Here is a 25,031-nt window from a genome sequence, read left to right on the forward strand (position 1 = left end):
CCGGGTCCTCGGAACCGAGGATCCGGCACCGAACCGACTCCGGGAGGACCTGTGCGCATCACCATCGACGAGGACCGCTGCTGTGCGGCGGGACAGTGCGTGCTCGCCGCGCCGGACGTGTTCGACCAGCGCGACGACGACGGGATCGTGATCCTGCTCGACGCCGCCCCCGGGCCGGACCAGCACGCCGCGGTCCGCGACGCCGCCGCGGCCTGCCCCGCCGCGGCGATCACGGTGGAGGAGTGACCGGCCAGGCACCTGTGGTGGTCGTGGGCGCGTCGGCCGCAGGTGTCGCCGTGGTGGAGACGCTCCGCCGCGAGGGCTTCGACGGGCCGATCTCCCTGATCGGCGCGGAGTCCGAACTGCCCTACGACCGCCCGCCGCTGTCGAAGCGGATGCTGTCCGGGCAGTGGACCGCCGAGCGGACCGTCCTGCGGCCGCGCGCGACGGTCGAGGGCTGGAACACCGATCTGCGGCTCGGGACGCGTGCGGTGCGGGTCGATGCGGCAGCCCGCCGCGTCCTCCTCGACGACGGGGACGAGCTCGCCTACGGCGACCTGGTGATCGCCACGGGCGTCCGGCCCCGCCTGCTGCCCGGCCTCCCGCAGGTGCCGGGCGTCCACGTCCTGCGCACCCTCGCCGACGCCGTCGCCCTGCGCGACGCGCTCACGGACCGACCACGGCTGGTGGTGGTCGGCGCCGGGTTCCTCGGCGCCGAAGCAGCCGCGGTCGCCTGCGAGCTCGGCGCCGACGTCACCCTCGTGTCCGATCTGGAGGCGCCGCTCGCCGACGTGCTCGGGCCGGAGCTCGCCGGGATGCTCCTCGACGAGCACCGGCGCCGCGGGGTGCGGGTGGAGACCGGTGTCCGGGCGGACGAGGTGCTGGTCGCCGACGGACGGACGTGCGGCGTGCGGCTCGTCGACGGACGGATCCTGCCCGCGGACGAGGTCCTCGTCGCCATCGGCGCGGTGCCCGAGACCGGATGGCTCGACGGCAGCGGCGTCCCCGTCGGGAACGGGGTGCTCTGCGACGCCACCTGCTCCGCTGCGCCCGGGGTCTGGGCCGCGGGCGACGTGGCCTCCTGGGAGCACCCCGGGCTGGGCGAGCGGATCCGGCTCGAACACCGGACCAACGCCGGCGAGCAGGGGATGGCGGTGGCGCGCAACCTGTTGGCGGCGCGGGCCGGACGACCGGCCACACCGTTCGCGCCGGTGCCCTACGTCTGGTCCGACCAGTACGACCTGACGATCCAGATCTACGGGCGGCCGCGCCCCGGCGACGCCCTCCGGATCGTCGAGGGCAGCACCGCCGAGCGGTCCCTGGTCGCCCTCCACGGCCGCGACGGCCGGGTCCGCGCCGCGACCGGGATCAACCGGCCACGGCAGACCCGCGCGGCGCGCGCACTGGTCGCCGAGGCCGCGCCCTGGGAGACCGGATCGGCCCCCGAACACGGCGATCGAGAAGGAGTTCCGGCATGACCACAGCAACTCGATCCTCCGCGAGGACGGCAGCCGATCGGCCCGCACCACGGGCCGGTGTGATCGGCCTCGGCATGATCGGCGGGGGTGTGGCGGTCAGCCTCGCGCGGCGCGGTCGCGTCCCCGCGGTGTTCGACGTCCGCCCCGAGGCCGCCGACGCGCTGGCCGGCGTCCCCGACGTGCTCGGCTCGGCGGCCGAGGTCGCCCGGATCAGCGACGTCGTGCTGGTCGCGGTGGTCGACGCGGACCAGGCCCGCACGGTGCTCACCGGTCCGGGCGGGATCCTCGCCGGCGCCGCACCGGGCTCGGTGGTCGTGCTCCTGAGCACCGTGGCGGTGCCGGTGGTGCACGAGCTCGCCGCGCTCTGCGCGGAGCACGGCGTCGACCTGCTCGACTGCGGCGTCACCCCCGGGGACAAGGCCGCGGACAACGGCCTGGTGGCGATCCTCGGCGGGGACGCCGCGGTCGTCGAGCGGGCCCGCCCGGTGCTGGTGGACTTCGCCAAGGAGGTCGTGCACTGCGGACCACTCGGCGCGGGGATGGCCACCAAGATCGCCCGCAACGTCGTGACCTACGGCTGCTGGCGCGCCGTTCACGAGGCGTCGACGCTGGCGGCGGCGCCCGGCGTGGACCCGGCGAAACTGATGACCGTCATCGACAGCGCGGACCCCGACGGGGCCACGCTGCTGTCCTGGCTCCGCATGCGCATCGCGGCGACGCCGCAGGTTCGCGCGCTGGTGGCGCAGGTCGAACGGCTGATGGACAAGGACCTGGCGGCCGCGCAGGACCTCGCGGGCACGCTCGGCGTCGACATCCCTCTCGTCGACGTCGCCCGCAATCACGTCGCCGAGACCCTCGCGATCGAGGAGGCGACCCGATGAGCGACCCGGACGACGCCCGCGAACGCGGCCTCCGCGCGATGGACGCGGTCTACGGGCCCGGTTTCTCCGCGACGATGCCGGACACCCGCAGCCCGATGCTCGACGACACCGTCGGTCACCTGTTCGGCGACATCTGGAGCCGGCCCGGGCTGTCCATCCGGGACCGCCGGCTGCTGACCCTCGGCGCCACCGCGGCGCTGGGGCGCGCCGACCTCATCGAGATCCAGGTGCGCGGCGCGCTCGCCAACGCCGAGCTCACCCCCGCCCAGCTGCGCGAGGCGGTGCTGCACCTGCACTACTACGTCGGCTGGGGCAACGGCACCCAGGTCCACCAGGGCGTCGAGGCCGCGATCGCCGCGGCCGCCGATGCCGCCACCGCCGACACCCGAACCGACAAGACCGAGGGGAGCTCGTCATGAGCGAGTCCGACCTGCCCGTCATGCCCACCACACGCACGACCCTGCTCGACCCCCCCGTCGAGTACGCCGCGCTCCGCGAGGGCGCCCCGATCACCCGCGTCCGCTTCCCGAACGGCCTCGTCGGCTGGCTGGTCACCCGTTTCGAGGAGGGCAGCGCGGTCTTCGCCGACCCGCGGATGAGCGCCCGTCGCCCCCGGCACGACACCCTGGCCGACGACGAGACCTACGACCCGGAGAACCCGGGCGGTGAGCTCGACCCCGGTTTCGTGTTCATGGACGAGCCGGACCACGGCCTGTTCCGCAGGCTGCTGGCCGGCCGCTTCACCCCGAAGTCCGTGCAGAAGAACCTGCAGCCCTACATCGACCGGATCGTCACCGAGCACCTCGACGCGATCGAGGCGGCGCCGAAGCCGGTCGACCTGATCGAGGCGCTCGCGCTGCCGATCCCCTGCCTGGTGATCTGCGAGCTGCTCGGCGTCCCCTACACCGACCGCGACGGGTTCCACCACGCCACCGAGGTGATGATGGACCTGAGCCACACCCAGGAGGAGCGCAACAAGGGCGCCCGCTGGCTGATCGGCTACATCACCGACCTCGTCGCGGCGAAGCGCGCCGACCCGGACTCCACGGGCCTGCTCGCGGACCTGATCCGCGACGCCGACGCGGGTGAGTCCTTCCTGACGGACAAGGACCTGGTCAACATCGGCGTCCTGCTGCTGTTCGCCGGGCACGACACGACGATGTCGATGATCGGGCTCTCCGCGCTCACCCTGCTCACCCACCCGGACCAGCGGGAACGGCTCGCCGGCGAGCCCTCGCAGATCGGGCCGGCGATCGAGGAGCTGCTGCGCTACCTCACGATCGTGCAGTTCGGGCTCGGCCGGGTGGCCCTGGAGGACCTGGAGCTGGGCGGCGCGCAGATCGCGAAGGGCGACCTCGTGGTGGTGGCGATGGCCGCCGCCAACCGGGATCCGCGGGCGTTCCAGGACCCGGACACCCTCGACATCGACCGGAAGATGGCCCGGCACATGGCCTTCGGCTACGGCGTGCACCAGTGCCTGGGCCAGAACATCGCGCGCGCCGAGCTGCGCACGATCCTGCCCGAGCTGCTGCGGCGCTTCCCGGACATGCGCCTCGCCGTCGAACCGGAGCAGGTCCCGATGGATGCGCACGGCACCAACTACGGCGTGCGCAAGCTGCTCGTCACCTGGTAGCAACGCCCGTCCCGGCCGACGCGGTCCGCGCAGCCGGCGGCGAGCAGCCACGGAGCGGCTCCGAAGAGACCCGCCGGGTCGTCCCGGCGGGTCTCCTCCGCCTGTGCGCGTCACCGTGCCGCCGCGGTCGTCACCTGCGGTCGGCCGTCCTGGCGCGATTGCGCTCCATCACGGCGCGCCGTCGCTCCTCCAGCCCGTCGAGCGGTTCCGAGGCTCCACGGGCGATCGTCGTCTCGATCTCCAACGATCGGCCGACGATGCTCTGCGCCCCCTCGGTGTAGATCCGCTTCAGCGCCGTCATCGGCGCAGCCGGCACCTCGGCGATCGCCCGGGCCAGCTCCGTCGCCCGGCTCAGCAGGTCCGCGTGCGGCACCACCTCGGTCACCAGCCCGATCCGCTCGGCGAGCCGGGCGTCGACAAGCTCGCCGGTCATGGACATCCGCCGCGCCCAGGCGGGCCCGACGAGCTGCGGCAGCCGGGCGGTCAGGCCCCCGCCGGGCAGCACACCGACCCGCACGTGGGTGTCGGCGAAGATCGCCCGCTCGGAGCAGACGAGTAGGTCGCAGCCCAGCGCGATCTCCAGGCCGCCGGTGAACGCCGCCCCGTTGACGGCGCCGACGACCGGGGTCCGGCACCCGGCGACCCGGGCCACGCAGTTCTCCTCGTCGAACCGGCGGAAGTACGCTGCCCCCTCCGCCACGGCCTGCTTGAGGTCCACCCCGGCGCAGAAGGCCGGGTCCGCGCCGGTGAGGACGATCGCGCGCACGGTCTCGTCGGCGTCCGCGTCGGACAGCCCCCGATACAGCACGCTGATCAGCTCGCCGTCGAGGGCGTTGCGGGCCTCCGGCCGGTTCAGCGTCAGGACCCGGACGGCGCCGTCGTCCTCGATCCGCAGCACGTCGCTCATGCCGGCACCTCGGTGGTCCGCACCGCGGTGGCGAGCTCGGCCAGCACGGCGGGGTCGGTGTCCTCGCCCTGGTAGAGCGATACGCGGGTGAGCACGTCGCCGTAGCGGCGCCGGAGCTCGCGCCCCGCGGACACCGGGTCGCCGACGATCGCGAACTCGCCGAGGACGTCGTCGTCGATCCGCTCGGTCATCTCGACCCAGCGCCCGGCGCGGGACAGCCCGTGCAGCTCCTCCCCGAGCGCGCCCCACCCGTGCAGCTCCAGCACCGGGTGGTAGGCGGGCGTCGAGGCGTAGAAGGCGATCTGCGCCCGCACCCGCAGCGCGGCGGCGGCGAGCTCCTCCTCCGTCCGGCCGGTGACGACCATCGGCGCGCCCACGACCGCCGGTTCCGGGAGCGTGGTCCCTGCGCGGGCCCGCCCCCGCCGCAGCGCGGGCAGCGTGACCTCGCGCAGGTAGCGCTCGGTGGTGAAGCCGTGGCAGAGGAAGCCGTCCGCGACCTCTCCCGCGACCTCGGTCATCGACTCGCCCACTCCGGCCAGCAGGACCGGCGGGCTGCCGTGCGAGTGCGGCTCGGGCACGAACATCGGCGTCATCAGGGTGTGGGAGGAGAACTCGCCCACGAACTCGAGCGGCCGGTCCTCGTGCCAGCACGCCCAGATCGCGCGCAGGGCCAGCACGTACTCGCGCATCCGGGCGGCCGGGCGGGACCACGGCATCGAGAAGCGGCGGGTGACGTGGGCGCGCACCTGCGTGCCGAGGCCCAGCACGAACCGCCCGCCCGAGAGGGCCTGCAGGTCGTTCGCGAGCACCGCCGTCGACATCGGGTTGCGCGCGAAGGCGACGGCGATCGCGGTGCCGAGCCCGACGCGCTCGGTGGCAGCGGCGGCCAGGGTCAGGGTGAGGAACGGGTCGTGTCGGACCTCGCTCGCCCACACGGCGTCGAAGCCCGCACGCTCCGCCCGCTCCGCCTCCCGGCCCGCGTCACGCGGCCCGCCCGGCGGTAGTACGACATCCAGCTCCATCGGTCCTCCTCGTCGAGAACGTGCACGGTCGATCGATGATCCACAGTGGACTGCGGCGCGCGGCCGGACGTACCGTCGGGGCATGGTCCTGCCGCTCGCCGCCGCCAGCGCGGCTCCGTTGCCCGGCCCGGTCGAGCGGACCCCGGACCGCGCGCCCGGCTCCGCGCGCCGCACCAGCAGCGTGGACATGCTGCGTCCGGGCGGCCTCGGCGATCCGCGGCTGCTCGTGCGGGCGACCGCCCGCGACGTCCTCACCGGCGCGGACGGCGACGTCCGGGTCGCCGACACCGCCCGACTCGACGCCGAGGTGCGCTACGACGGCACCCGCGAGCTCGTCGCGCTCCGGAGCGAGCCGGCACGGCCCGGCACGGCCGGGCTGGTCGGACGGTCCGTCGCCTCGGGGTTCCGGGCCGTCGCCGACGCGACGCTCGCCCCCGGCGACGGCGGCGGGGTCCTCGCGCTGCTGCTCGACGATCTCCCGGTCGCGCTGGTCATCGCCGGCTACGCCCACGCGCTGACGAAGGAGCTGCCGCCCGGCGCCGGGCGCTTCCGTCCGCCGGCCGGCCTGTGCTCGGGCTGGCGGGAGGGCGGGACGATGGTCTCCGCGCTGGAGGCCGGCGGGCCCATGCCTCTGCGCCCGGGCCCCGACGCCCCGGCCGTCTCGCGTGCCGACGATCCCGCCGCGTGGCACGACACGCCCGTCCTGCCGCCGCTCGCCATGCGGCGCCGGCGGCGGATCGACGTCGAGCCGGGGACCGCCGGGATCCGGGTCGACGCGATGTTCCGGGACACCTACGCCGACCCGGACGGCCGGGAGACCGTGCTCCACGAGTACGAGCTGCGGGCGGTGCTCGACCCCGCCGGGCTCGCCGTCCGGGAGATCGTCGCGGAGCCGCGCGTGCTGCCCGCGCCGGAGTGCCCGTTCGCGGCGGAGAGCGTGCTGCGCCTGATCGGGACCCCGGTGGACGCCGTGGCGGAGCAGGTCCGGCGGGACCTGCGCGGGCCGAGCACCTGTACGCACCTCAACGACCTGCTCCGCTCCCTGACGGGCGTCCCGGGGCTGCTCGCGCGGCGCGGGGCCTGAACCCGCGGTCACCGGTCCGAGCCGGTCCAGCCCGTGGGCGGGGGCCCGGACCGGAAGAGCGCCTCCTGCGCGAGGCTCGCCACGAGGGTCCCGTCCGCGGCGTGCACCGTGCCGGAGTACCAGCCGCGCCCGCCCGCGACGACCCGCGGCACGACGTCGACCAGGACCCACTCGTCGAGGCGCGCGGGGCGGTGGAGCCACAGGGAGTGGTCGAGGCTGGGGCCGGTCGCGAAGCGGCCGTCGTGCAGGGCGAGCAGGCCGCTGGACAGGTCCGACAGGTAGGTCAGGACACAGGCGTGCAGGAGCGGGTCGTCCGCCAGGTCGTCGGTGCACCGCGCCCAGAACCGGGTCGGCCACTCCGCGGAAGCGAGCTGTTCCGGCGGCAACCGGCCCTCCATCGAGTGCAGCCGCAGGAGCTCGACGGCGGGCAGCGTCGTCGCGGGCGGGACGGCCGGCGCCGGCTCGACGTCGAGCTCCCTCCCCGCCTCCGGCCGGTGGAACGAGGCCGACAGGGTGAACAGGACCCTGCCCCGTTGCCGCGCCACGACCCGGCGGGCCGAGAACGACCGCCCGTCCCGGTCGCGTTCCACGGCGAACTCCGTCGGTTCGGCCGCCGTCCCGCCCCGGAGGAAGGCGCAGTGCAGCGAGTGGGGCACCCGGTCCGGCGACACGGTGCGCCCGGCCGCCGCCAGGGCCTGCGCCGCGACCTGCCCGCCGTAGAGCATGTGCGGGCCCTCGTCGAACGTGCATCCCGCGACGAAGCGGTCCGGACCCGTCTCCTCGACGGCGAGCAGCGCCGTCAGCGCCGGGTGCTCCGCCGGTGACGGGGGGCCCGGCAGCGCCGTCCCCGCCGGACTCGTAAGCGACATCGTCGAACCGTACACCGAGTCAGAATCTGTCAGCCATAACTTGCGATACCACTGTTGGAAGGCGCGACAGGCGGGTGACGCTGCTGTTAGAGTTCTGCTCCACCAGCGGGCGGCGAGGCTCGTTCCGCGGGCAATGAAGTGTTCCGTCGACGACGAGGAGCCGGCAGTGGTCGCCATCATGAACGGGATCAGGGTGCTCGAGGTGGCGTCCTGGACCTACGTCCCCGTGGCCGGCGGGATCCTCGCCGAGTGGGGTGCGGACGTGCTGAAGGTCGAGCACCCGGAGATGGGTGACCCGCAGCGCGGGCTGGTGACGTCCGGCCTCGTCCCGGCGGGCGGCGTCGCACACATGGTGGAGCTGCCGAACCGGGGCAAGCGGAGCATCGGGCTCGACCTGAAGTCCGCGGAGGGCCGCGAGCTGCTGATGCAGCTCGTCGCCCGGTCGGACGTGTTCCTGACCAACTTCCTGCCCGCGGCGCGGACCAAGCTGCGCATCGACGTCGACGACATCCGCGCGGCGAACCCGAACATCATCTATGCCCGCGGCTCGGCGCACGGCCAGGAGGGCCCGGACGCGAACCGCGGCGGCTACGACAACTCGACGTTCTGGGCCCGCTCCGGCGCCGCGGACACCGCCAGCCCGGACGAGCTCGGCTACCCCGTCACCCAGCCCGGCGCCGCCTTCGGCGACGTCCTCGGCGGCCTGACGATCGCCGGCGGGATCTCCGCGGCGCTGCTGCACCGCGAGCGCACGGGTGAGGCCCTCACCGTGGACAGCTCGCTGCTGGCGATGGGTGCGTGGGCGATGGGCGCCAGCCTCGCCGCGGCCGCGGCCTTCGGCATCGAGCGGATCCCCCGCTACAACCCGACGGACGCGCCGAACGCACTGGTCAACACCTACCGGACCAAGGACGGCCGGTTCGTCTCGCTCGTCATGCTGGAGTCGGACCGGTTCTGGCCCGAGCTCACCACCGCGCTCGGCAAGCCGGAGCTGATCACGGACGAGCGGTTCGTCGACCACGCGGCCCGGATGCGGAACAACAAGGAGGCCGTGGCGGAGCTCGCCGCGCTGTTCGGCGCGCTGACCTTCGAGGAGGCCCAGCGGGTCCTCGGCAGCGGGCGCGGGGCCTGGGCCCCTGTGCACACCCCGCGCGAGGTCCTCTCGGACCCGCAGGTGCTCGCCAACGGCTACCTCAACGACCTCAAGGACGCCAACGGCACCCCGTTCCAGCTGGTCCCGGCGCCCCTGCTGTTCAACGGCGAGCCCGGGGACACCCGGCGCGCGCCCGGCCACGGCGAGCACACGGACGACGTGCTGGGCGAGCTCGGCCTCGACATGGACCGGATCCTGGAGCTGAAGATCGCCGGAACCGTGCTCTAGGGAGCGCCCGGATTCAGCAGGCCGCGCTCGAGGAACGCGGCCATCGTCTCGACCACCTCGTCCGTGCTCACGGTGCGGGTCCGCACCGTGAGCCCAAGCGGAAGCCGCTCGAGGGCCGCCGCCGCGACGAACACCGCGACCCGCAGGTCGAGCGGGTAGCTGCGCGGGACGTCCGTCAGCAGCACGCCCAGGGCGGCCCGGACCGCGGCGGAGACGGCGTCGGCGTGCGCGAGCGCCTCCGGCGTCGTCACCTGCCGCTCGGTCCACACCTGGACGACCCCGGCGTGCCGGCGGTAGGCCGGGACGTACTCGCGCAGCCATTGCCGCAGGGCCGCGCCGTCGTGCTGCGCGGGCAGCCGGTCGATCAGCCCCCGCAGCTCGACGTGCGCCTCCTCGGCGAGCACCGACAGCAGGTCGGCCTTGTCGGTGAAGTACTTGTAGACCGTGCCGCGCGCGACCCCCGCCGCCGTGGCGATGTCGTCGACGCTGGTGGACGGGTACCCCTGCTCGGCGAAGGTCCGTGCGGCGGCGTCCAGGAGGTCCCGGACGGTCCGCCGCACCCGGGCGCTGCGGCCGGCGAACCGGTCGGCCGCCGGCGGCGGTGACGCGACCGGCTTCGCGACCGGCGGGGCCGCGACGGCGCCCTGGCTCGCGAGGACCTCCGGCGGCGTCCCGGGGAACAGCACCAGCTGCACCACGACGGCGAGGCTGTCGAGCAGCACGTCGTCCGACGGCCCCGAGGCCGCGGCGGTCCCCGCCCGCCGGAACGCGTTGACCCGGTGGACGACGAGCATCACCGCGGCCGCGAGGTCGACGCCGGGCGGCCCCTCGAAACCGGACGAGTCGAGCCGGGCGCCGATCCGGCTGGCGTAGGCGTCGACGAAGCCCGCGACGGTCGGCCGGTAGGCCGTCTCCGTCGAGTCCAGCTGCGCCCACTGGGCGAACATCGTCGAGTACCTGTCGTAGACCCAGGCCCACTCGCCCAGCCACCAGTGCAGGTTGTCGAAGCCCTGGGCGGCCGGGCCGAGCGGGCCGAGCCGGCGGACGACGCGCATCAGCGCCGCGCCGCACTCCTCGAGGAGCTCGCCGAAGAGCTCCTCCTTGCTGGCGAAGTACTGGTAGAGCGTGGCGCGCGAGGTGTCCGCGGCCTTCGCGATGTCGTCGACCGAGATCGTCTGCAACCCCTGGCGCGCGATCAGCTCGAGCGAGACGTCCAGGATGTGCTGCCGGGTCCGGCCGCCCCGCTCGCCGACGACCGGGCTGTGCGGGCCGTAGCTCGCACGCCGGAGCACCTCGTCCTGCGCCACGGCCCTACTGTAGTTCCGGGCCGGACCCGGCCGGCCGGGCCGGGGTCAGCCGTCGCGGCGCAGCAGCAGGCAGCCCGCCTCCGGGCCGCCGCCGATCCCCACGGCCGCGATCTCCACGTCCTTCGGGATCTGCCGCTCCCCCGCCTCGCCCCAGAGCTGCAGGCAGGCCTCGTGCAGGAAGCCGTAGCCGTGCAGACGCCCGGCGGACAGCTGCCCGCCGTGGGTGTTGATCGGCAGCTCGCCGTCGAGGGCGTACCGGGCGGTCTCCTCGAGGAACGGCCCGGCCTCACCGTGCTTGCAGAACCCGAGGGCCTCGATCCACTGCAGACAGAGGTAGCTGAACCCGTCGTAGAGCTCGGCGAAGTCGACGTCCGCCGGGGTCAGCGAGGTCTGTTCCCACATGTGGTGCGCGGAGTCGTGCGCGGCCATCGTCGTCAGGTCGACGCGCTGGTCCCAGGTGTGCCGCTCGTAGAGGCCCGAGCCCGCGGCCTCGATCGCGATCGGCGCCCGGCCGGACTCTGCGGCGGCGTCCCGGCGGGACAGGATGATCGCGGTGGCGCCGTCGCACGGGACGTCGCAGTCGTAGAGCCCGAACGGGTAGGAGATCAGCCGCGCGGACAGGTAGTCGTCCATCGTCATCGGGTCGCGATAGATCGCCTTGGGGTTGCGGGCCGCGTTGCGCCGGCCGTTCAGCGGGATCTGCCCGAGCTGCTCCCTGGTCAGGCCGAACTCGTGCATGTAGCGCATGGCGTACAGCGCGATCCAGTTCGCGGGGGACGCCGCGCCGAAGGGCATCCGGAACTCGGCGTGCCCGCCGGCCCGCATCTGCTTGCCCGTCAGCGCGGCCGCTCTGCCCTGCGCCTGCGCGGTCGACTCGAAGACGCTGCGGAAGCACAGGACGTGGGTGGCGCGGCCGGTGGCGATCGCGGAGGCGGCGTCCATCAGGGTGCCCGCCTGTCCCGGCGTCTCCACCCCGCTCAGTGCCCAGGTGGTGCGCAGGCCGAGCGCGTCGCGGACCTCGTGCGTGGTGGCGCCGACGAACCCGCCCTCCGCGACCACCGGGCCGGGGTAGCTGGCCACGCCGTCGATGTCCGCCGGATCCAGGCCGGCGTGGGCGATCGCCTCCAGCGCCGCGTCCAGGGCGAGGTCGACGCCGCCGCGGCCGAGCTTGCGCCCGACGTCCGACTGGCCGATCCCGGTGATGACGACCTTGTCGTCGACGAAGCTCATGACGCCTGTCCTCCGGTGCTCGTGGGCCGGAACACCGGGACCCACACGTCGTCGTGGTGCTCGAAGTCGACCTCGACGTCCATCCCGATCCGCACGTCCGCCGGGTCGCAGTCGACGATCTGCGTGGTCAGCCGGGTGTCCGGCTCCTCCGCCAGCTCGACGAGCCCGACGACGTAGGGCACCGGGAACGCCTCGCCGAACCACGGGTGGTGGTTGAGCGTGTAGCTGGCCAGCGTCGCGCGCCCGGACACCGCCTCGGGGGCGACGTCACGGCTGCGGCACCGGAAACAGGCCGGGGCCGGTGGATGGAACCAGCGGGAGCAGGCGTGGCAGCGGTGGATCCGCAGTTCGCCGTCGGCGCCCCCGGTCCAGAACGCCGCGGAGTCCGCCGTGACCTCCGGCAGCATGCGGAAAGCGGGTCGCGTCATCGCCCATCCCCTCTCGGTACCGGCACCGACGCCGGACCAACACTTCGTCAGAAACTATCCCTCCACACCATCCTCTGACAACGCCCGGCCTGCACCGAGTTGGAAACTCCGAGTTGAACGCTGTTGTCAGAATTGCGGCCGACGACCTACACTCCGGACACCGGCGGCGAGGCACGGTCCTGGGTCCGCCCCGCCGGACGTCATCTGCGAGGAGCCACCATGCCCGAAGCCGTCGTCGTCTCCGCGTGCCGCACCGCCATCGGCACCTTCCGCAAGGGGACGCTGGCCGACACCAGCGCGTTCGACCTGGCCCACACCGTCGTCGAGGCGTCGGTGAAGCGCAGCGGCCTGGCCGCGGGCGACGTCGACGACCTCGTCCTCGGCGAGGTCATGTACGGCGGCGGGGACATCGCGCGGCACGCCGCGGTCACCGCCGGCCTGGTCGACGTCCCCGGCGTCGCGCTCAACCGGCACTGCGCCTCCGGGCTCACCGCCGTCGCCATGGGCGCGGGCAGCATCCGCGCCGGGATGGACGACGTGGTGATCGCGGGCGGCGTCGAGTCCCGCTCCACCGCGCCGGTCGCGCGCTTCCGGCAGCCCGGCACGGACACCTGGGACGAGGCCTGGATGTCCCCCTCGCACCCGGACCGGGCCGACGCCCCGAACAAGGACATGTCGATCACCGTCGGGTGGAACGCCGCCAAGGCCGCGAACGTCACGCGCGAGGAGATGGACGCCTGGGCGTTCCGCTCGCACCAGCGCGCCGTCCGCGCCATCGACGAGGGCCGGTTCACCGACGAGATCGTGCCGATGAAGGTGCGTCGCGCGGACGGCACCGAGACCGTCTTCGAGGTCGACGAGCACCCGCGCCGGGACACCACGATGGAGCGGCTGGCCGGGCTGAAGGTCCTGCACCCCGAGATCGACGGCTTCAGCATCACCGCCGGCAACAGCTCCGGCATCAACGACGCGGCCGCCGCCGTCACACTGACCTCGGACCGCGCCGCCACCGAGCGCGGGCTGACCCCGCTGGCCGTGGTCCGCTCCTGGGCATCGGTCGGGATCGACCCGGGCGAGACGGGGCTGGCCCCGGTCCGGGCCATCCCGAAGGCGCTGCGCCGGGCCGGGCTGACCGTCGGCGACGTCGACCTCTTCGAGATCAACGAGGCCTTCGCGGCGATGTGCGTCGCCACCACCCGGATCCTCGAGATCGACGAGGAGATCGTCAACGTCAGCGGCAGCGGGTGCAGCCTCGGCCACCCGGTCGCGGCCACCGGCGCCCGGATGGTCACCACGCTCGTCCACGAGCTGCGCCGCCGTGGCGGCGGGATCGCCGTCGCCGCGATGTGCGCCGGCGGCGGCATGGGCTCGGCGATGGTGCTGGAGGTGGCGGCGCCGTGACCACCCCCACTCCGACGACCACCGACGCGCCGGTGCTCGTCGAGCGCCGCGGCGCCGTCACCGTCGTGACGATCAACCGCCCGCACGCCGCCAACTCCCTCGACGGCCCGACGATGTCCGGCCTCGGCCGCGCGTTCGCCGAGGCCGAGTCGGACGACGCCGTCTCGGTGGTCGTGCTCACCGCCGCCGGGGACCGCATCTTCTGCGCGGGCATGGACCTGAAGGCGTTCCTGGCGGGCGGGATGGAGGTCGACGGCCCCGGCCTCGACGTGCTCACCGCCCGCGTCTACCCGAAGCCCGTCGTCGCCGCGATCAACGGCACCGCGGTCGGCGGCGGCCTGGAGCTCGCCCTGGCGTGCGACCTGCTCGTCGCCTCGGAGAAGGCGAAGTTCGGCCTGCCGGAGGTGTCCCGCGGGCTGATCGCCGCCGGCGGCGGCACCCGGCTCCCCCGCCGGATCCCGCTCGCCCACGCCCTGGAGCTCGGCCTGACCGGGGAGCCGGTCGGCGCCGAGCGGGTACGCGAGATGGGCCTGGTCAACCGGGTCGTCCCGGCGGCGGAGGTGCTGCCGACCGCCCTGGCCCTCGCCGAGCGGATAGCGGCCAACGGGCCGCTCGCCCTGCGCGTCACCAAGGAGCTCATGTACGCCGAGATCGGCGACCCGGACCGCGAGGCGCTCGCGGCGGCGGTCAAGCCGGTCTTCGACAGCGCCGACGCCCGCGAGGGGGCCCGCGCCTTCGCCGAGAAGCGGGCGCCTCGCTGGACCGGTCGCTGAACCCACGCCCGCCCGATCGAGTCGAGTCGCAGGAGACACGCAGATGCACCTCGGGATGCTCCTCGAGATGGCCGTCGACGGCATGGCCGAGCGCGTGGCGCTCGGGCCCCGCGCGGACGGCCTGACCTTCGCCGAGTTCGGTGCCCGGGCCCGCCGGGTCGGCGCGCTGCTCGCGGCGCAGGAGGGTGAACGGGTCGGGCTGGTCGACCTCAACTCCGACGCCGTCCCGCTGACCCTGTTCGGCGCCGCGCTGGCCGGCAAGCCCTACGTCCCGGTCAACTACCGGCTCACCGACGCCCAGCTCGGCGCGATCGTGCGCCGGATGGCCCCCGCCACCGTGATCGTCGGCGAGGGGGTCGCGGAGCGGATCGGGCCCGTCGAGGGCATCACGCTGGTGCAGCGCAAGGAGCTCCTCGACGTCGCCGAGGACCCGAACGCCCCGCAGGCCGACGGCACGGACGGCGACCCGGACGACATCGCGGTCCTGCTGTTCACCAGCGGCACGACCGGCGAGCCCAAGGCCGCGGTCCTGCGGCACCGCAACCTCACCGCGTACATCCTGTCGTCGGTCGAGTACGCCGGCTCCGCCGAGACCGACGCGTCGCTGGTCAGCGTGCCGCCCTACCACATCGCGGGGGTGTCCGCGGTGCTGTCGAACACCTACTCCGGACGCCGCGTGCTGCGGATGGAGTCGTTCGACCCGCGCGGCTGGGTGGAACTCGCCCGGGCCGAGGACGTCACGCACGCGATGGTCGTGCCGACGATGCTCAACCGGATCCTGGACGTCGTCGAGGCGGACGTCGCGACGGGTGGCGTCGGCCTGCCGTCGCTGCGGTCGCTGTCCTACGGCGGGGGCCCCATGCCCGCCGCGGTGATCGAGCGGGCGCTGCGCGTGCTGCCCGAGGTCGGCTTCGTCAACGCCTACGGCCTGACCGAGACCTCCAGCACGATCGCGGTGCTCGGACCCGAGGACCACCGCGCCGCGTTCGCGTCCGACGACCCCGCCGTCCGCGCCCGGCTCGGCTCGGTCGGGCAGCCCCTCCCGTCGCTCGAGGTCTCCGTCCGGGACGTCGACGGCGTCGAGGTCGGCCCCGGGACCCGCGGCGAGATCTGGGTCCGCGGGGAGCAGGTGTCCGGGGAGTACCTGAGCCACCGCGGCACCAACGCGGACGGCTGGTTCACCACCCGGGACGCCGGGATGCTCGACGACGAGGGGTACCTGTTCGTCTACGGGCGCCTCGACGACGTGATCGTCCGCGGCGGGGAGAACCTCTCCCCCGGCGAGATCGAATCCGTCCTGCTCGAACACCCCGCCGTCGCCGAGGCCGCCGTGTTCGGCGTGCCGGACCGGGAGTGGGGCGAGAAGGTCGTCGCCGCCGTCGTGCTCGAGCCCGGGGCCGAGGCGACGGAGCTCGCGCTACGGGATCACGTCCGGGCACGGCTGCGGTCCACCCGGACGCCCGAGCACATCCAGCTGCGGACCACGCTGCCCTACACGGAGACCGGGAAGCTGCTGCGCCGGACGCTGCGGGGCGAGCTGAGCGCGGTGCTCGGCCCCGACGGTGGCTGAGAGCGGCGGCGCCGGCCCGCTCGGCGGCGTCCGCGTCGTCGAGCTGGCCGGGATGGGCCCCGGCCCGCACGCCGCGCTGCTCCTGGCCGACCTGGGCGCGGACGTGGTGCGCGTCGACCGGCCGGGCGGCGCGGGCGGCCGATCCCCGCGCGGGCGCACCGTCGTCGAGGCCGATCTGAAGTCCGGGACCGGCCGCGAGACCGTGCTGTCGCTGGTGGAGCGGGCGGACGTGCTCGTCGAGGGGTTCCGGCCGGGCGTCACCGAGCGGCTCGGGCTCGGGCCCACGGAGTGCGCGGCCCGCAACCCGCGGCTCGTGTACGCGCGGATGACCGGATGGGGACAGGACGGTCCCCTCGCCCCGCGCGCCGGACACGACATCAACTACATCTCGGTGACCGGCGTCCTGGACGCGATCGGCCGCGCCGGGGCCCCGCCGACGGTCCCGCTGAACCTCGTCGGAGACTTCGGCGGCGGCTCGACCTATCTCGCGATCGGCGTGCTGGCCGCGCTGCTGGAGCGCGAGCGGTCCGGGCGCGGGCAGGTGGTCGACGCCGCGATCGTCGACGGCGCGTCGCATCTGGCGTCCGCGATCTGGTCGCTGCGCGGCGCCGGGCGCTGGGCCGGGGACCGCGGCACGAACCGGCTGGACTCCGGCGCACCGTTCTACGACGTCTACCGCACCGCCGACGGCGGGTACATGGCCGTCGGGGCGCTGGAGCCGCAGTTCTACGCGCTGCTGCTCAAGGGCCTCGGCCTCGACCCCGCCACCCTGCCGCCGCAGGACGACCGGGCCGGGTGGCCCGTCCTGCGCGGCGCGTTCGCCGAGGCCTTCGCGTCCCGGACCCGCGCGGAGTGGACCACGGTCTTCGCCGACGTCGACGCGTGCGTCACCCCCGTCCTGCCCTTCGCCGAGGTCCCGGAGCATCCGCACGTCGCCGCCCGCGGCACCGTCCTGGACGTCGACGGGACGGTGCAGCCCGCCCCGGCACCCCGCTTCTCCCGGACCCCGGCCGCGCGTCCCCGCGCACCCCGCCCCGACCCCGTCGACGCCGGCGCCGTGCTCACGGCATGGGCCGCACGAGGAGCCCACGCATGATCGACGACCTGGACGACCTCCCCACCGGCGCCTGGGAGCTGCCCGAGGAGTTCGTGCTGCTCCGGGACACGGTCCGCAAGTTCGTCGAGACCGAGATCCGGCCGCTGGAGGAATCGCTGCCGCACGACACGGCCGGCGCGCCGGGCCCACAGCTCGCGATCCTGCAGCAGAAGGCGCGGGACATGGGGCTCTGGGCGCTGGCCACCCCGCGGGAGTACGGGGGCGCCGGGCTGAGCGTGCTCGGCCAGGTCGTCGTCGCGGAGGAGGCCGCGAAGTGCCGGATGGGCGCGTTCTTCCCCGCCGGCGGCGCGTTCGGCGGGAACCCGCCCAACGTGATGTACAAGGCGTCGGCCGAGCAGTTCGACCGCTACGCGCGGCCCGTCATTGAGGGCCGGATGTCGAAGGCCTACACCGCGATCAGCGAGGCGACCGGGGGGTCGGACCCCGCCCGGGCCATCCGGTGCCGCGCGGTTCGCGACGGCGACGACTACGTCCTCAACGGCACCAAGCTCTGGACCTCGCACGCCGGGACCGCGGACTGGGGCGTTGTCTACGCGCGCACCGGAGACGGCGGTGAGCGGGACGGGATCAGCTGCTTCATCGTCGAGCGGGACACCCCGGGCCTGACGATGACGCCGATCGGCGTCATGAACTCCTTCTCCCCCTACGAGCTGCACTTCTCCGACGCACGCATCCCGGCCGCCAACCGGATCGGGGCGGAGGGTGCCGGGTTCACCTTGGCCAGCGACTTCCTCGTGCACGGCCGGATCGTCTACGCGGCGGGCCCGATCGGCATCGCGCAGTACGCGCTGGACCTCGCGATCGACTGGGTGAAGCAGCGTCAGGTCTTCGGCACGCCGCTCGCGGACAAGCAGGGCATCCAGTTCATGGTCGCGGACAGCGAGATCGAGCTCCGCGCCGCACGGCTGCTGATGTACCAGGCGGCCTGGAACGCGGACCTCGGCAAGGACGTGAAGGTCGACGCCTCGGTGAGCAAGGTGTTCGGCACCGAGACCGCGTTCCGCGTCGTGGACCGCTGTGTGCAGATGTTCGGCGCGATGGGCCTGTCCCAGGAGATGCCGCTGGAGCGCTGGTTCCGCGACCTGCGGGTGAAGCTGCTCGGCGAGGGCGCCTCCGAGGTGCAGCGCATGGTGATCGCGCGGCGGTTGCTGCGATGACGCGGCGCGAGCTCGAGGTCCCTGCGCTCGACGTGACCGGGCTGGTGCACGTCAACCATCTCGTCGACGACTTCGAGGGGACGGCCGCGCGCTACGCCGCCGCGTTCGGGGCGCGGGAGTACTGGCGCGGTTACGACGAGGAGCAGAACCGGGACGCGAACCTCTCGGTGATCGGCGAGCTGTGCGTCGAGCTCTACGCGCCGCGGGACCGGACGTCCCTGCTCGGGGCGTCGCTACAGCGCTTCGGGCCAGGGTGGCACTCCTTCGAGTGGCAGGTCCCGGACCTGGCGGCGGCGAAGGCCGCGCTCGACGCCCGCGGCGTCCGGGTCACGACCTACCGCCCCGGCGAGTTCCTCATGACCCATCCGGCGGACTGCCACGGGATGCTGCTCGAGCTCTGCCCCCTGGACATGCCGAACGACCCCCGCCTGGAGCCGGGATGGAGCGCGGAGCCGTGGCGCGCCCACCCGCTCGGGGTGGCCGGGCTGACCGCGATCTCGGTGGCCGTGCGGGACCGGGAGGCCGCGACCGCCTGGCTCGTCGATCTCGTGGAGGGGGCGGAGGTGCTCTCCACCGAGCCCCGCACCGAGGCGGACGCGACCCGGGTGCGGGTGGCGGACCACGTCGTCGAGCTGGTCGGGTCCCGCACCCCGGACGGCCCGGTGGCCGCGTACATCGGGCGCTGGGGCCAGCGGCTGCGGTCCGTCGAGCTCCGCGTCCTCGATCTCGACCGCGCGGCGAAGCACCTCGCGGACCAGGGGCTGGGCGTCGTCCCGGGCAGCCGCGACGGCGCGATCGCGGTGTCCGCGGAGGACATGGCCGGGGTCCGCTGAGTGATCAGCGGCCGGGGGGGTGTGTGCCGCGGTGGAGCGCCCGGCGTCCCTTTCCGGTGATCACGAGAACCCAGGCGGCTCAGGTCCCCCTTCCGGTGATCTCTAGTGCCCGGCCGGGCCGTCCTCCGGGAGGCCGCGGTAGCGCCGCGCGCTCGCCAGCTGCGGGACGTGGTTCGTGTCGTACTGCTCGATCCACTCCCGCGGGAGCCGCTTCCAGGCCTCGCCGACCCGCAGCTTCTCGCCCGTGCCGAACCGCTCGGAGCCGACGACATCGCCCACGAACAGGGTGCTCTCGTCCATGTCCAGGGTCTTCACGACGCGGGCCTCGACGTAGCAGAGGGTGTCGAGCAGGATCGGCGCGCCGGTGACGCCCGGCTTGGTCCGGAACCGCGAGAGCTTGTCGCCGTCCCGGCCCGAGCTGCCGCCCAGCCCCTTGAGGATCTCCAGCGAGTCCTCCAGGGCCTCCTCCGGGGCCGCCGCCAGCAGGTGCATGACGAAGACACCGGAGTTGAGGACCATGTCGTGCGTCTTGTTGTACTTCGTCAGGCTGATCGTCGCGCGGGGTGCCTCGGGGACGATGCTGGCCGCGCCCGCGGACAGCGAGATGAGGCCGTTCACCTCGTCGCCGTCGATCGTCGTGACGGCAACCGGAAAGGGCCGCAGACCGGACAGCGCGTAGTTCGCCGCATCGAGATCAACTGACATGTCCACTCCCAGACCACACGACTGCGGGGTCGAGACAGACCCCGGGAAACCATTCTTCTGACATTATGTACACGAATAAAAACACAGGTCAACGTTGCGCGTCAACGGTTCAGTGAATCGGCTTCTGACGATCTGGTCAGGACGTGACGGACGGGCGCGCGACGTGGCCGTTCAGCAGCCCGCGCATGATCGCGTCCAGCATGAGGTCCACGATCGCGTCGTTCGACGCGTCCCGACCCGTCTCGAGCACGGCGTCGGGCATCCGGTCCAGCACCGCGACGAACACCCCCGCCGCGACGTCCAGATCCAGCGGGTAGTCCCGTTCGACCTGCATCAACAGCCGCACCGCCGCCGCGTGCACCGCCGAGTTGCTCCGCTCGGCCGCGGCGACGAGACCGGGATCGGTGAGCCCGCCCTCCACCCAGGACCGGAAGACGCCGACATAGTGGCGATGGAACGGCACGAAGTCCGCCAGCCACGCGCGCAGGGCCGCGCGGTCCGCGGCCTCCTCCCCCGTGAGCTCCAGGGCCGCGAGCCGTTCGGCCAGCCCGGCGGAGATCACGCGCGCCTCGGTCGACAGCCTCCTGAGCAGGTCCAGCTTGTCGTCGAAGTACTTGTAGAAGGTCGCGCGGGCGAACCCCGCCTCGGTGACGAGGTCATCGACCCCGGTGCCGTGGTACCCGCGTTCGGCGAACAGTCGGGCGCCGGCGGCGACGATGTCCCCGACCGTCGCGGCCGCCCGGGCACTCAGCTCCGGAGCCGGCGTGATCTCGACGGGATCGGCCACCGGGCGCAGCGCGGGGCGCGACCTCACCGGCGGGAGCTGGACGAACACCTCGGACGGCGTGTCCGGGAACAACATCAGCTGCATCGCCACGGCGAGGCCGTCCGTGGCCTCGTCCAGCGACGGGAGGGGAACGTTGCCGCGGTGGCGGAAGTAGTTGAACCGGTGCACCAGGCTGGTCAACGCCAGCGAGGCGGAGTCCGGGTCCATGTCCTCGACCCCGCTCGACGCCAGCCTGGACGCGATCCGCGCGTTGTAGGAGCGGACGAAGCCCAGCACCATCGGCTGCACCGCGGTCCCCGGCGTGTCGATGTTGGCCCACTGCACGAACATCGTGGCGTAGCGGTCGTACACCCAGGCCCAGTCGCCCAGCCACCAGTGCAGGTTGTCGAACCCCTCGGCGGTCGGCCCGAGCGGGCCGAGCCGGCGCACCACCCGCATCAGGGCGGCGCCGCACTCGTCGAGGAGTTCGACGAAGATCTGCTCCTTGCTCCCGAAGTACTGGTAGAGCGTGGCCCGCGAGGTGCCGGCGGCCTTCGCGATGCTCTCCACCGACGTCCCGTGGAAGCCGTGGGTCTCGAACAGCTTCAGCGTCTCGGCGACGATCCGCTGGCGTGTCTGCGCACCACGACGGCCGACCACCGGGCTCGAGGGCCAGTAGCCGTCACGTCGCAGGATCTCGCCGTCTGACACGTTGTCCATAGTAGGCGTCCAGGCCGGTCCGGGCCTCGTGGGCCGGGGTCCGCGGGGCGCGCCGCCCCTGGTCGTCGACACGACGATCAGGAGGGCAGCAGGAAGTCCGCGGTGGCCATGAGCGCCGTGCGCTCGCCGCCGACCGCCGCGGTGAGCGACACCGTGACGAGCCGGCCCTCGGGCCCGGGCTGCACGGCGGTCACGACGCCGGAGCAGGTGAGCACGTCGCCCGGGTAGACCTGGTCCCGGAACCGGACCCCGAAGCGGCGCACGTTCTCCGCGCCGAGCCAGTCCACCGCGTACCCGGCCAGCAGGGCCGCGACGTGCATACCCTGCGAGAACACCGACGGGTAGCCGGCCGAGCGGGCCATCGCGTCGTCGTAGTGCATGGGGTTCAGGTCGCCCGAGGCGCCCGAGTACCGGACGAACATCCGGGTCGTCAGGGGCCCGTACTCCGCGGCAGGGGCCTGCGACCCGACCTCGACCTCCGCCAGCTGAGTGCTCACGACTTCCCCCCGGCCGCCGGCGCCGCGGCCCGCTCGATGAAGGTGCCCCGCGCCTCGGCGACCAGCACGCCGTCGAGGTCCCGGAACTCGGTCACGACGACGCAGAAGTTCATCTCGCCGCCCCGCTTGCCGGGCTTCGAGTAGCGGTCCTCCACGCGTTCGACGGCGCGGAGCTCCTGCCCGGCGCGCGGCGGCGGCCCGTGGAAGACGTACTCCTGCTCGCCGTGCAGCAGCCGCCGGCGGTCGAAGCCCACCTCGACCCTGGCCTCGTCGGGCCGCCACAGCGCCGCGCTCGCCAGGAACGTCGGCGGCACGACCGCGTCGGGCCCCCGGTAGGCCGGGTCCTCGCTCTGCATGGCGGCCGCGAACTCGGCGATCTTGCCGCGCTCGACGACGACCTCGAACTCCGCCCCGCGGGCACCGACGGGTGCTGCCTCGCTCATCGACTCTCCTTCGGTCCCAGTGCGGTGACACGCTACGTCAGAAAGCCGACAGGGTCCACGACCACTCACCCCTCTGTGCTGCTTGCCAATTGGTAGACATGTTGTCAGAATAATCGGGTCCAGCCGTCGCGGCGCCGCGAGCACCGCCCGGTTCGCCAGTGCGGTGCCAGGCACCGCGGAGCGGGAAGAGCTGCCACGTGCGGATCCACGACGATCTCCTCATCGGCGGGCGACGGCGCGCGCCCGAGGGCGGCCGGACCCTCGAGGTCCGATCCCCCGCCACCGAGCAGCTCGTGGGCCGGGTGCCCGAGGCCGGTCCGGCCGACGTCGACGCCGCGGTGACCGCCGCGCGCCGCGCGCTGGAGGCGGGGCCCTGGCCCCGCACGGCCCCGGCGGAGCGCGGCGAGGTGCTGGGCCGGCTCGGGAAGCTGCTGCGCGGACGCACCGAGGAGCTCGCCACCCTCATCTCCGACGAGGTCGGCTCCCCCCGACGCTGGGCGGTCACGGGGCAGGTCGGCACGGCGCTCGGGGTGCTGCACGTGCACCGCGGGATCGCCGGCTCCTACCCGTGGGAGGAGACCCGACCGTCGCTCATGGGCGGTTCGGTGCGGGTCCGCCGGCTGCCCGTCGGGGTCGTCGGCGCGATCGTGCCCTGGAACGCGCCGCTGTTCACCGCGGTGCTGAAGGTGGCGCCCGCCCTGCTCGCCGGATGTCCGGTGATCCTCAAGCCCTCCCCGGAGGCCCCGCTCTCCGCGTTCGTCCTGGCCGAGGCCGCGGCGGAGGCCGGTCTGCCGGACGGGGTGCTGACCGTCCTCCCCGCGGGCCCGGAGGGCAGCGAGCACCTGGTCCGGCACCCGGGGGTGGACGCGGTCAGCTTCACCGGCTCGACCGCCGTCGGCACCCGGATCGGCGAACTCTGCGCCCGCGACGTGCGACGCTGCACCCTCGAGCTCGGCGGCAAATCCGCCGCCGTCCTGCTCGACGACGTCGAGCTCACCGACCGCGTCGTCCGCGAGCTGGTGGACGGCGCGATGGCCAACAGCGGCCAGATCTGCATCGCCCAGACGAGGATCCTCGTCCCGCGCTCCCGGCACGCCGAGATCGTCGAGGCGCTCGGCGAGGCCGTCGGCCGGCTGCGCGTCGGGGATCCCGCGGCCGAGGACACCGACCTCGGACCGGTGATCTCCGCGGCCGCGCGGGACCGGATCGAGCGCGCCGTCGACGCGGCGCGCGCGGACGGGGCCCGGATCGTCGCCGGGGGCGGGCGTCCGGACCTGCCGGTGGGCCACTACCTGCGGCCGACGCTGATCACCGACGTGGACCCGGCCGCCCCCATCGCGCAGGACGAGCTCTTCGGCCCGGTCGCCGTCGTCCTGCCCTACGACGACGAGGACGACGCGGTCCGGATCGCGAACTCGACGCAGTACGGGCTCGCGGGGAGCGTCTGGACCGCCGACACCGCCCGCGGAGAGGCCGTCGCAGGCAGGCTCGTCGCGGGCTCGGTCGCGGTCAACTCGTCGGCCGCGATGGACCTCGGCAGCCCCTTCGGCGGGATGCGCCGCTCCGGCCTCGGCCGCGAGGGCGGCCCCGAGGGCGTCACCGCCTTCGTCGAACACCAGTCGATCGTCGTCCCGCCCGCCGCCTGAGCGCGGACGGACAGGCGACCCCGAGCACTACCGGCACAGGAGGAAAACGGACCGTGGAGACACTGGCAGCGGTGCTCTGGGAGCGCGACGCGCCCTGGTCGGTCGAGACCATCGAGCTCGACCCACCGGGCCCCGAGGAGGTCCAGGTCGAGCTGCACGCCTCCGGGATGTGCCACTCCGACGAGCACATCGTCACCGGCGACATGCCCTTCCACCTGCCGTGCATCGGCGGGCACGAGGGCGCCGGGATCGTGCAGGCCGTCGGGTCGAAGGTCACCTCGGTGCAGCCCGGGGACCACGTCGTCTTCGGCTTCACGCCCTCGTGCGGGCGGTGTCCCTCCTGCTCGACGGGACACCAGAGCCTGTGCGACCTCGGCGCCCGGCTCTACACCGGCCGGCAGATCTCCGACGGCACCGCGCGCCACCACGGCCGGGGCCAGGACATCGCCACGGCCTGCCTGGTCGGCTCCTTCGCCCACCACACCGTGGTGCACGAGGCCAGCTGCATCCGGATCGACCCGTCGGTCCCGCTGGACCGGGCCTGCCTGCTGGGCTGCGGGTTCGTCACCGGCTGGGGCTCGGCGGTCTACGCCGCGGACGTCCGGCCCGGTGACACCGTGGTCGTGGCGGGGGTCGGCGGCATCGGCGCGGCCGCCATCCAGGGCGCGAAGCTCGCCGGCGCCCGGGTGATCGTGGCGCTGGACCCTGCTGCCTCCAAGAAGGAGCAGGCGCTCGCGATGGGCGCCACGCACGTCGCGACGTCCTGGGAGGAGGCCCCGGGCGTCGTCGCCGAGGCCACCTGGAACCGGGGCGTGGACAAGTTCATCTGCACGATGGGCCGCGGCGACGGCAAGCTCGTCCGCAAGGCGCTCGCGATGACCGCCAAGCGGGGCCGGATGGTCGTCACCAACATCCACCCGGCCGGCGAGCGCGAGGTCGCCGTCAACTTCATGGACCTGACGCTGTCCGAGAAGCAGATCGTCGGCACCCTCTACGGCTCGGCGAACCCGCGCGCGGACATCCCCAAGCTGCTCGAGCTGTGGTCGGCCGGCCTGGTCGACCTCGACGCCGTGGTCTCCCGGACGTACGCGCTCGAGGACATCAACGACGGCTACGCCGACATGCGTACCGGCAACTTCCTGCGCGGGGTCCTCCGGTACCCCGCGGCCGGCTGAGAGGCGGG

25 protein-coding genes are annotated in these 25,031 nt (G+C 73.9%); 15 read left to right on the plus strand and 10 right to left on the minus strand.

The features are described from left to right. Nucleotides 1–51: 51 nt before the first annotated feature. Genes JOF36_RS27050 through JOF36_RS27070 form a run of 5 tightly spaced genes read left to right on the plus strand, consistent with a single transcriptional unit; the run spans nt 52 to nt 3,992 of the window. Nucleotides 52–246 (plus strand): ferredoxin, encoded by a 195-nt coding sequence (locus JOF36_RS27050; protein ID WP_210032268.1) that lies wholly within the window; start codon nt 52–54, stop codon nt 244–246. Beyond that, nucleotides 243–1,478: an NAD(P)/FAD-dependent oxidoreductase gene (locus tag JOF36_RS27055; protein WP_307862616.1), complete on the plus strand. Its 1,236-nt coding sequence runs from the start codon at nt 243–245 to the stop codon at nt 1,476–1,478. The genes JOF36_RS27050 and JOF36_RS27055 overlap by 4 nt, the downstream gene beginning before the upstream one ends. Then, nucleotides 1,475–2,359 (plus strand): NAD(P)-dependent oxidoreductase, encoded by an 885-nt coding sequence (locus JOF36_RS27060; RefSeq protein WP_210032270.1) that lies wholly within the window; start codon nt 1,475–1,477, stop codon nt 2,357–2,359. Before JOF36_RS27055 ends, JOF36_RS27060 begins: the two co-directional genes overlap by 4 nt. After that, entirely contained in the window at nt 2,356–2,778 is a 423-nt protein-coding gene (locus JOF36_RS27065; protein ID WP_210032272.1) for a carboxymuconolactone decarboxylase family protein, read from the plus strand. Before JOF36_RS27060 ends, JOF36_RS27065 begins: the two co-directional genes overlap by 4 nt. Further along, entirely contained in the window at nt 2,775–3,992 is a 1,218-nt protein-coding gene (locus JOF36_RS27070; protein ID WP_210032274.1) for a cytochrome P450, read from the plus strand. The genes JOF36_RS27065 and JOF36_RS27070 overlap by 4 nt, the downstream gene beginning before the upstream one ends. A 130-nt stretch (nt 3,993–4,122) precedes the next feature. Here the strand turns inward: JOF36_RS27070 and JOF36_RS27075 are convergent, their stop codons facing one another. Further along, nucleotides 4,123–4,899: an enoyl-CoA hydratase gene (locus JOF36_RS27075; RefSeq protein WP_210032282.1), complete on the minus strand. Its 777-nt coding sequence runs from the start codon at nt 4,897–4,899 to the stop codon at nt 4,123–4,125. Beyond that, entirely contained in the window at nt 4,896–5,921 is a 1,026-nt protein-coding gene (locus JOF36_RS27080) for a TIGR03617 family F420-dependent LLM class oxidoreductase (RefSeq protein ID WP_210032284.1), read from the minus strand. Before JOF36_RS27080 ends, JOF36_RS27075 begins: the two co-directional genes overlap by 4 nt. Nucleotides 5,922–6,003: 82 nt before the next feature. Between JOF36_RS27080 and JOF36_RS27085 the strand changes: the two genes are divergently transcribed. Further along, nucleotides 6,004–7,005 (plus strand): DUF2889 domain-containing protein, encoded by a 1,002-nt coding sequence (locus tag JOF36_RS27085; protein WP_210032292.1) that lies wholly within the window; start codon nt 6,004–6,006, stop codon nt 7,003–7,005. A gap of 8 nt (nt 7,006–7,013) precedes the next feature. Here JOF36_RS27085 and JOF36_RS27090 read toward each other — a convergent pair whose 3' ends face one another. Beyond that, entirely contained in the window at nt 7,014–7,874 is an 861-nt protein-coding gene (locus tag JOF36_RS27090; RefSeq protein ID WP_210032294.1) for an acyl-CoA thioesterase, read from the minus strand. Nucleotides 7,875–8,040: 166 nt separating this feature from the next. On the opposite strand from JOF36_RS27090, the gene JOF36_RS27095 reads away from it, so the two are divergent. Next, on the plus strand, nt 8,041–9,255 hold the full coding sequence (locus JOF36_RS27095) for a CaiB/BaiF CoA transferase family protein (protein ID WP_210032296.1): 1,215 nt from the start codon (nt 8,041–8,043) through the stop codon (nt 9,253–9,255). Here the strand turns inward: JOF36_RS27095 and JOF36_RS27100 are convergent. The 3 genes from JOF36_RS27100 to JOF36_RS39480 are packed head-to-tail and all read right to left on the minus strand — an operon-like array spanning nt 9,252 to nt 12,220. After that, a complete protein-coding gene (locus JOF36_RS27100) occupies nt 9,252–10,562 on the minus strand; it encodes a TetR/AcrR family transcriptional regulator (protein ID WP_210032298.1) in 1,311 nt (436 codons plus the stop codon). The two genes, JOF36_RS27095 and JOF36_RS27100, sit on opposite strands and share 4 nt — an antisense overlap. Before the next feature lie 45 nt (nt 10,563–10,607). Next, on the minus strand, nt 10,608–11,792 hold the full coding sequence (locus JOF36_RS27105) for a thiolase family protein (protein WP_245351000.1): 1,185 nt from the start codon (nt 11,790–11,792) through the stop codon (nt 10,608–10,610). Further along, nucleotides 11,789–12,220, minus strand: a complete 432-nt coding sequence (locus JOF36_RS39480; RefSeq protein ID WP_245351001.1) for a Zn-ribbon domain-containing OB-fold protein — start codon at nt 12,218–12,220, stop codon at nt 11,789–11,791. Before JOF36_RS39480 ends, JOF36_RS27105 begins: the two co-directional genes overlap by 4 nt. 219 nt (nt 12,221–12,439) lie before the next feature. Here JOF36_RS39480 and JOF36_RS27110 point away from each other — a divergent pair, with 219 nt between their 5' ends. Genes JOF36_RS27110 through JOF36_RS27135 form a run of 6 tightly spaced genes read left to right on the plus strand, consistent with a single transcriptional unit; the run spans nt 12,440 to nt 19,071 of the window. Beyond that, nucleotides 12,440–13,621, plus strand: coding sequence for a thiolase family protein (locus JOF36_RS27110; RefSeq protein ID WP_210032300.1), 1,182 nt, complete (start codon nt 12,440–12,442; stop codon nt 13,619–13,621). Continuing rightward, complete coding sequence (locus JOF36_RS27115) at nt 13,618–14,394, plus strand: enoyl-CoA hydratase-related protein (protein ID WP_307862617.1); 777 nt, start codon at nt 13,618–13,620, stop codon at nt 14,392–14,394. The genes JOF36_RS27110 and JOF36_RS27115 overlap by 4 nt, the downstream gene beginning before the upstream one ends. Before the next feature lie 43 nt (nt 14,395–14,437). Further along, nucleotides 14,438–15,964 (plus strand): class I adenylate-forming enzyme family protein, encoded by a 1,527-nt coding sequence (locus tag JOF36_RS27120; RefSeq protein WP_210032307.1) that lies wholly within the window; start codon nt 14,438–14,440, stop codon nt 15,962–15,964. Further along, on the plus strand, nt 15,957–17,060 hold the full coding sequence (locus JOF36_RS27125) for a CaiB/BaiF CoA transferase family protein (protein WP_307862618.1): 1,104 nt from the start codon (nt 15,957–15,959) through the stop codon (nt 17,058–17,060). Before JOF36_RS27120 ends, JOF36_RS27125 begins: the two co-directional genes overlap by 8 nt. Then, nucleotides 17,057–18,238 (plus strand): acyl-CoA dehydrogenase family protein, encoded by a 1,182-nt coding sequence (locus JOF36_RS27130; RefSeq protein ID WP_210032321.1) that lies wholly within the window; start codon nt 17,057–17,059, stop codon nt 18,236–18,238. Before JOF36_RS27125 ends, JOF36_RS27130 begins: the two co-directional genes overlap by 4 nt. Then, nucleotides 18,235–19,071 carry a VOC family protein gene (locus JOF36_RS27135; protein ID WP_210032324.1) on the plus strand — a complete coding sequence of 279 codons (837 nt, stop codon included), beginning with the start codon at nt 18,235–18,237 and terminating at the stop codon, nt 19,069–19,071. Before JOF36_RS27130 ends, JOF36_RS27135 begins: the two co-directional genes overlap by 4 nt. A gap of 102 nt (nt 19,072–19,173) precedes the next feature. On the opposite strand, the gene JOF36_RS27140 is transcribed toward JOF36_RS27135, so the two are convergent. From JOF36_RS27140 to JOF36_RS27155, 4 genes are all read right to left on the minus strand, one after another. After that, nucleotides 19,174–19,776, minus strand: coding sequence for a flavin reductase family protein (locus tag JOF36_RS27140; RefSeq protein ID WP_210032325.1), 603 nt, complete (start codon nt 19,774–19,776; stop codon nt 19,174–19,176). Between the two features lie 136 nt (nt 19,777–19,912). After that, nucleotides 19,913–21,253, minus strand: a complete 1,341-nt coding sequence (locus tag JOF36_RS27145; RefSeq protein ID WP_210032327.1) for a TetR/AcrR family transcriptional regulator — start codon at nt 21,251–21,253, stop codon at nt 19,913–19,915. A gap of 86 nt (nt 21,254–21,339) precedes the next feature. Continuing rightward, nucleotides 21,340–21,759, minus strand: a complete 420-nt coding sequence (locus JOF36_RS27150) for a MaoC/PaaZ C-terminal domain-containing protein (protein WP_210032329.1) — start codon at nt 21,757–21,759, stop codon at nt 21,340–21,342. Continuing rightward, nucleotides 21,756–22,202, minus strand: coding sequence for an FAS1-like dehydratase domain-containing protein (locus tag JOF36_RS27155; RefSeq protein ID WP_210032331.1), 447 nt, complete (start codon nt 22,200–22,202; stop codon nt 21,756–21,758). Before JOF36_RS27155 ends, JOF36_RS27150 begins: the two co-directional genes overlap by 4 nt. 197 nt (nt 22,203–22,399) lie before the next feature. Between JOF36_RS27155 and JOF36_RS27160 the strand changes: the two genes are divergently transcribed. Both JOF36_RS27160 and JOF36_RS27165 read left to right on the plus strand, forming a co-directional pair. Then, nucleotides 22,400–23,848 carry an aldehyde dehydrogenase gene (locus tag JOF36_RS27160; RefSeq protein ID WP_210032332.1) on the plus strand — a complete coding sequence of 483 codons (1,449 nt, stop codon included), beginning with the start codon at nt 22,400–22,402 and terminating at the stop codon, nt 23,846–23,848. A 53-nt stretch (nt 23,849–23,901) separates the two neighbouring features. Further along, nucleotides 23,902–25,023, plus strand: coding sequence for an NDMA-dependent alcohol dehydrogenase (locus JOF36_RS27165; RefSeq protein ID WP_210032341.1), 1,122 nt, complete (start codon nt 23,902–23,904; stop codon nt 25,021–25,023). Nucleotides 25,024–25,031: the final 8 nt, after the last annotated feature.

Origin of the sequence: Pseudonocardia parietis, from assembly GCF_017876315.1 — a bacterium.
Lineage (GTDB): Bacteria > Actinomycetota > Actinomycetes > Mycobacteriales > Pseudonocardiaceae > Pseudonocardia > Pseudonocardia parietis.

Coding starts and splice junctions, on each gene's coding strand:
- JOF36_RS27060 (WP_210032270.1), top strand. CDS start 1,475: ATGACCACAGCAACTCGATCCTCCGCGAGGACGGCAGCCGATCGGCCC.
- JOF36_RS27065 (WP_210032272.1), top strand. CDS start 2,356: ATGAGCGACCCGGACGACGCCCGCGAACGCGGCCTCCGCGCGATGGAC.
- JOF36_RS27070 (WP_210032274.1), top strand. CDS start 2,775: ATGAGCGAGTCCGACCTGCCCGTCATGCCCACCACACGCACGACCCTG.
- JOF36_RS27075 (WP_210032282.1), bottom strand. CDS start 4,899: ATGAGCGACGTGCTGCGGATCGAGGACGACGGCGCCGTCCGGGTCCTG.
- JOF36_RS27080 (WP_210032284.1), bottom strand. CDS start 5,921: ATGGAGCTGGATGTCGTACTACCGCCGGGCGGGCCGCGTGACGCGGGC.
- JOF36_RS27085 (WP_210032292.1), top strand. CDS start 6,004: ATGGTCCTGCCGCTCGCCGCCGCCAGCGCGGCTCCGTTGCCCGGCCCG.
- JOF36_RS27090 (WP_210032294.1), bottom strand. CDS start 7,874: ATGTCGCTTACGAGTCCGGCGGGGACGGCGCTGCCGGGCCCCCCGTCA.
- JOF36_RS27105 (WP_245351000.1), bottom strand. CDS start 11,792: ATGAGCTTCGTCGACGACAAGGTCGTCATCACCGGGATCGGCCAGTCG.
- JOF36_RS39480 (WP_245351001.1), bottom strand. CDS start 12,220: ATGACGCGACCCGCTTTCCGCATGCTGCCGGAGGTCACGGCGGACTCC.
- JOF36_RS27110 (WP_210032300.1), top strand. CDS start 12,440: ATGCCCGAAGCCGTCGTCGTCTCCGCGTGCCGCACCGCCATCGGCACC.
- JOF36_RS27120 (WP_210032307.1), top strand. CDS start 14,438: ATGCACCTCGGGATGCTCCTCGAGATGGCCGTCGACGGCATGGCCGAG.
- JOF36_RS27130 (WP_210032321.1), top strand. CDS start 17,057: ATGATCGACGACCTGGACGACCTCCCCACCGGCGCCTGGGAGCTGCCC.
- JOF36_RS27135 (WP_210032324.1), top strand. CDS start 18,235: ATGACGCGGCGCGAGCTCGAGGTCCCTGCGCTCGACGTGACCGGGCTG.
- JOF36_RS27140 (WP_210032325.1), bottom strand. CDS start 19,776: ATGTCAGTTGATCTCGATGCGGCGAACTACGCGCTGTCCGGTCTGCGG.
- JOF36_RS27155 (WP_210032331.1), bottom strand. CDS start 22,202: ATGAGCGAGGCAGCACCCGTCGGTGCCCGCGGGGCGGAGTTCGAGGTC.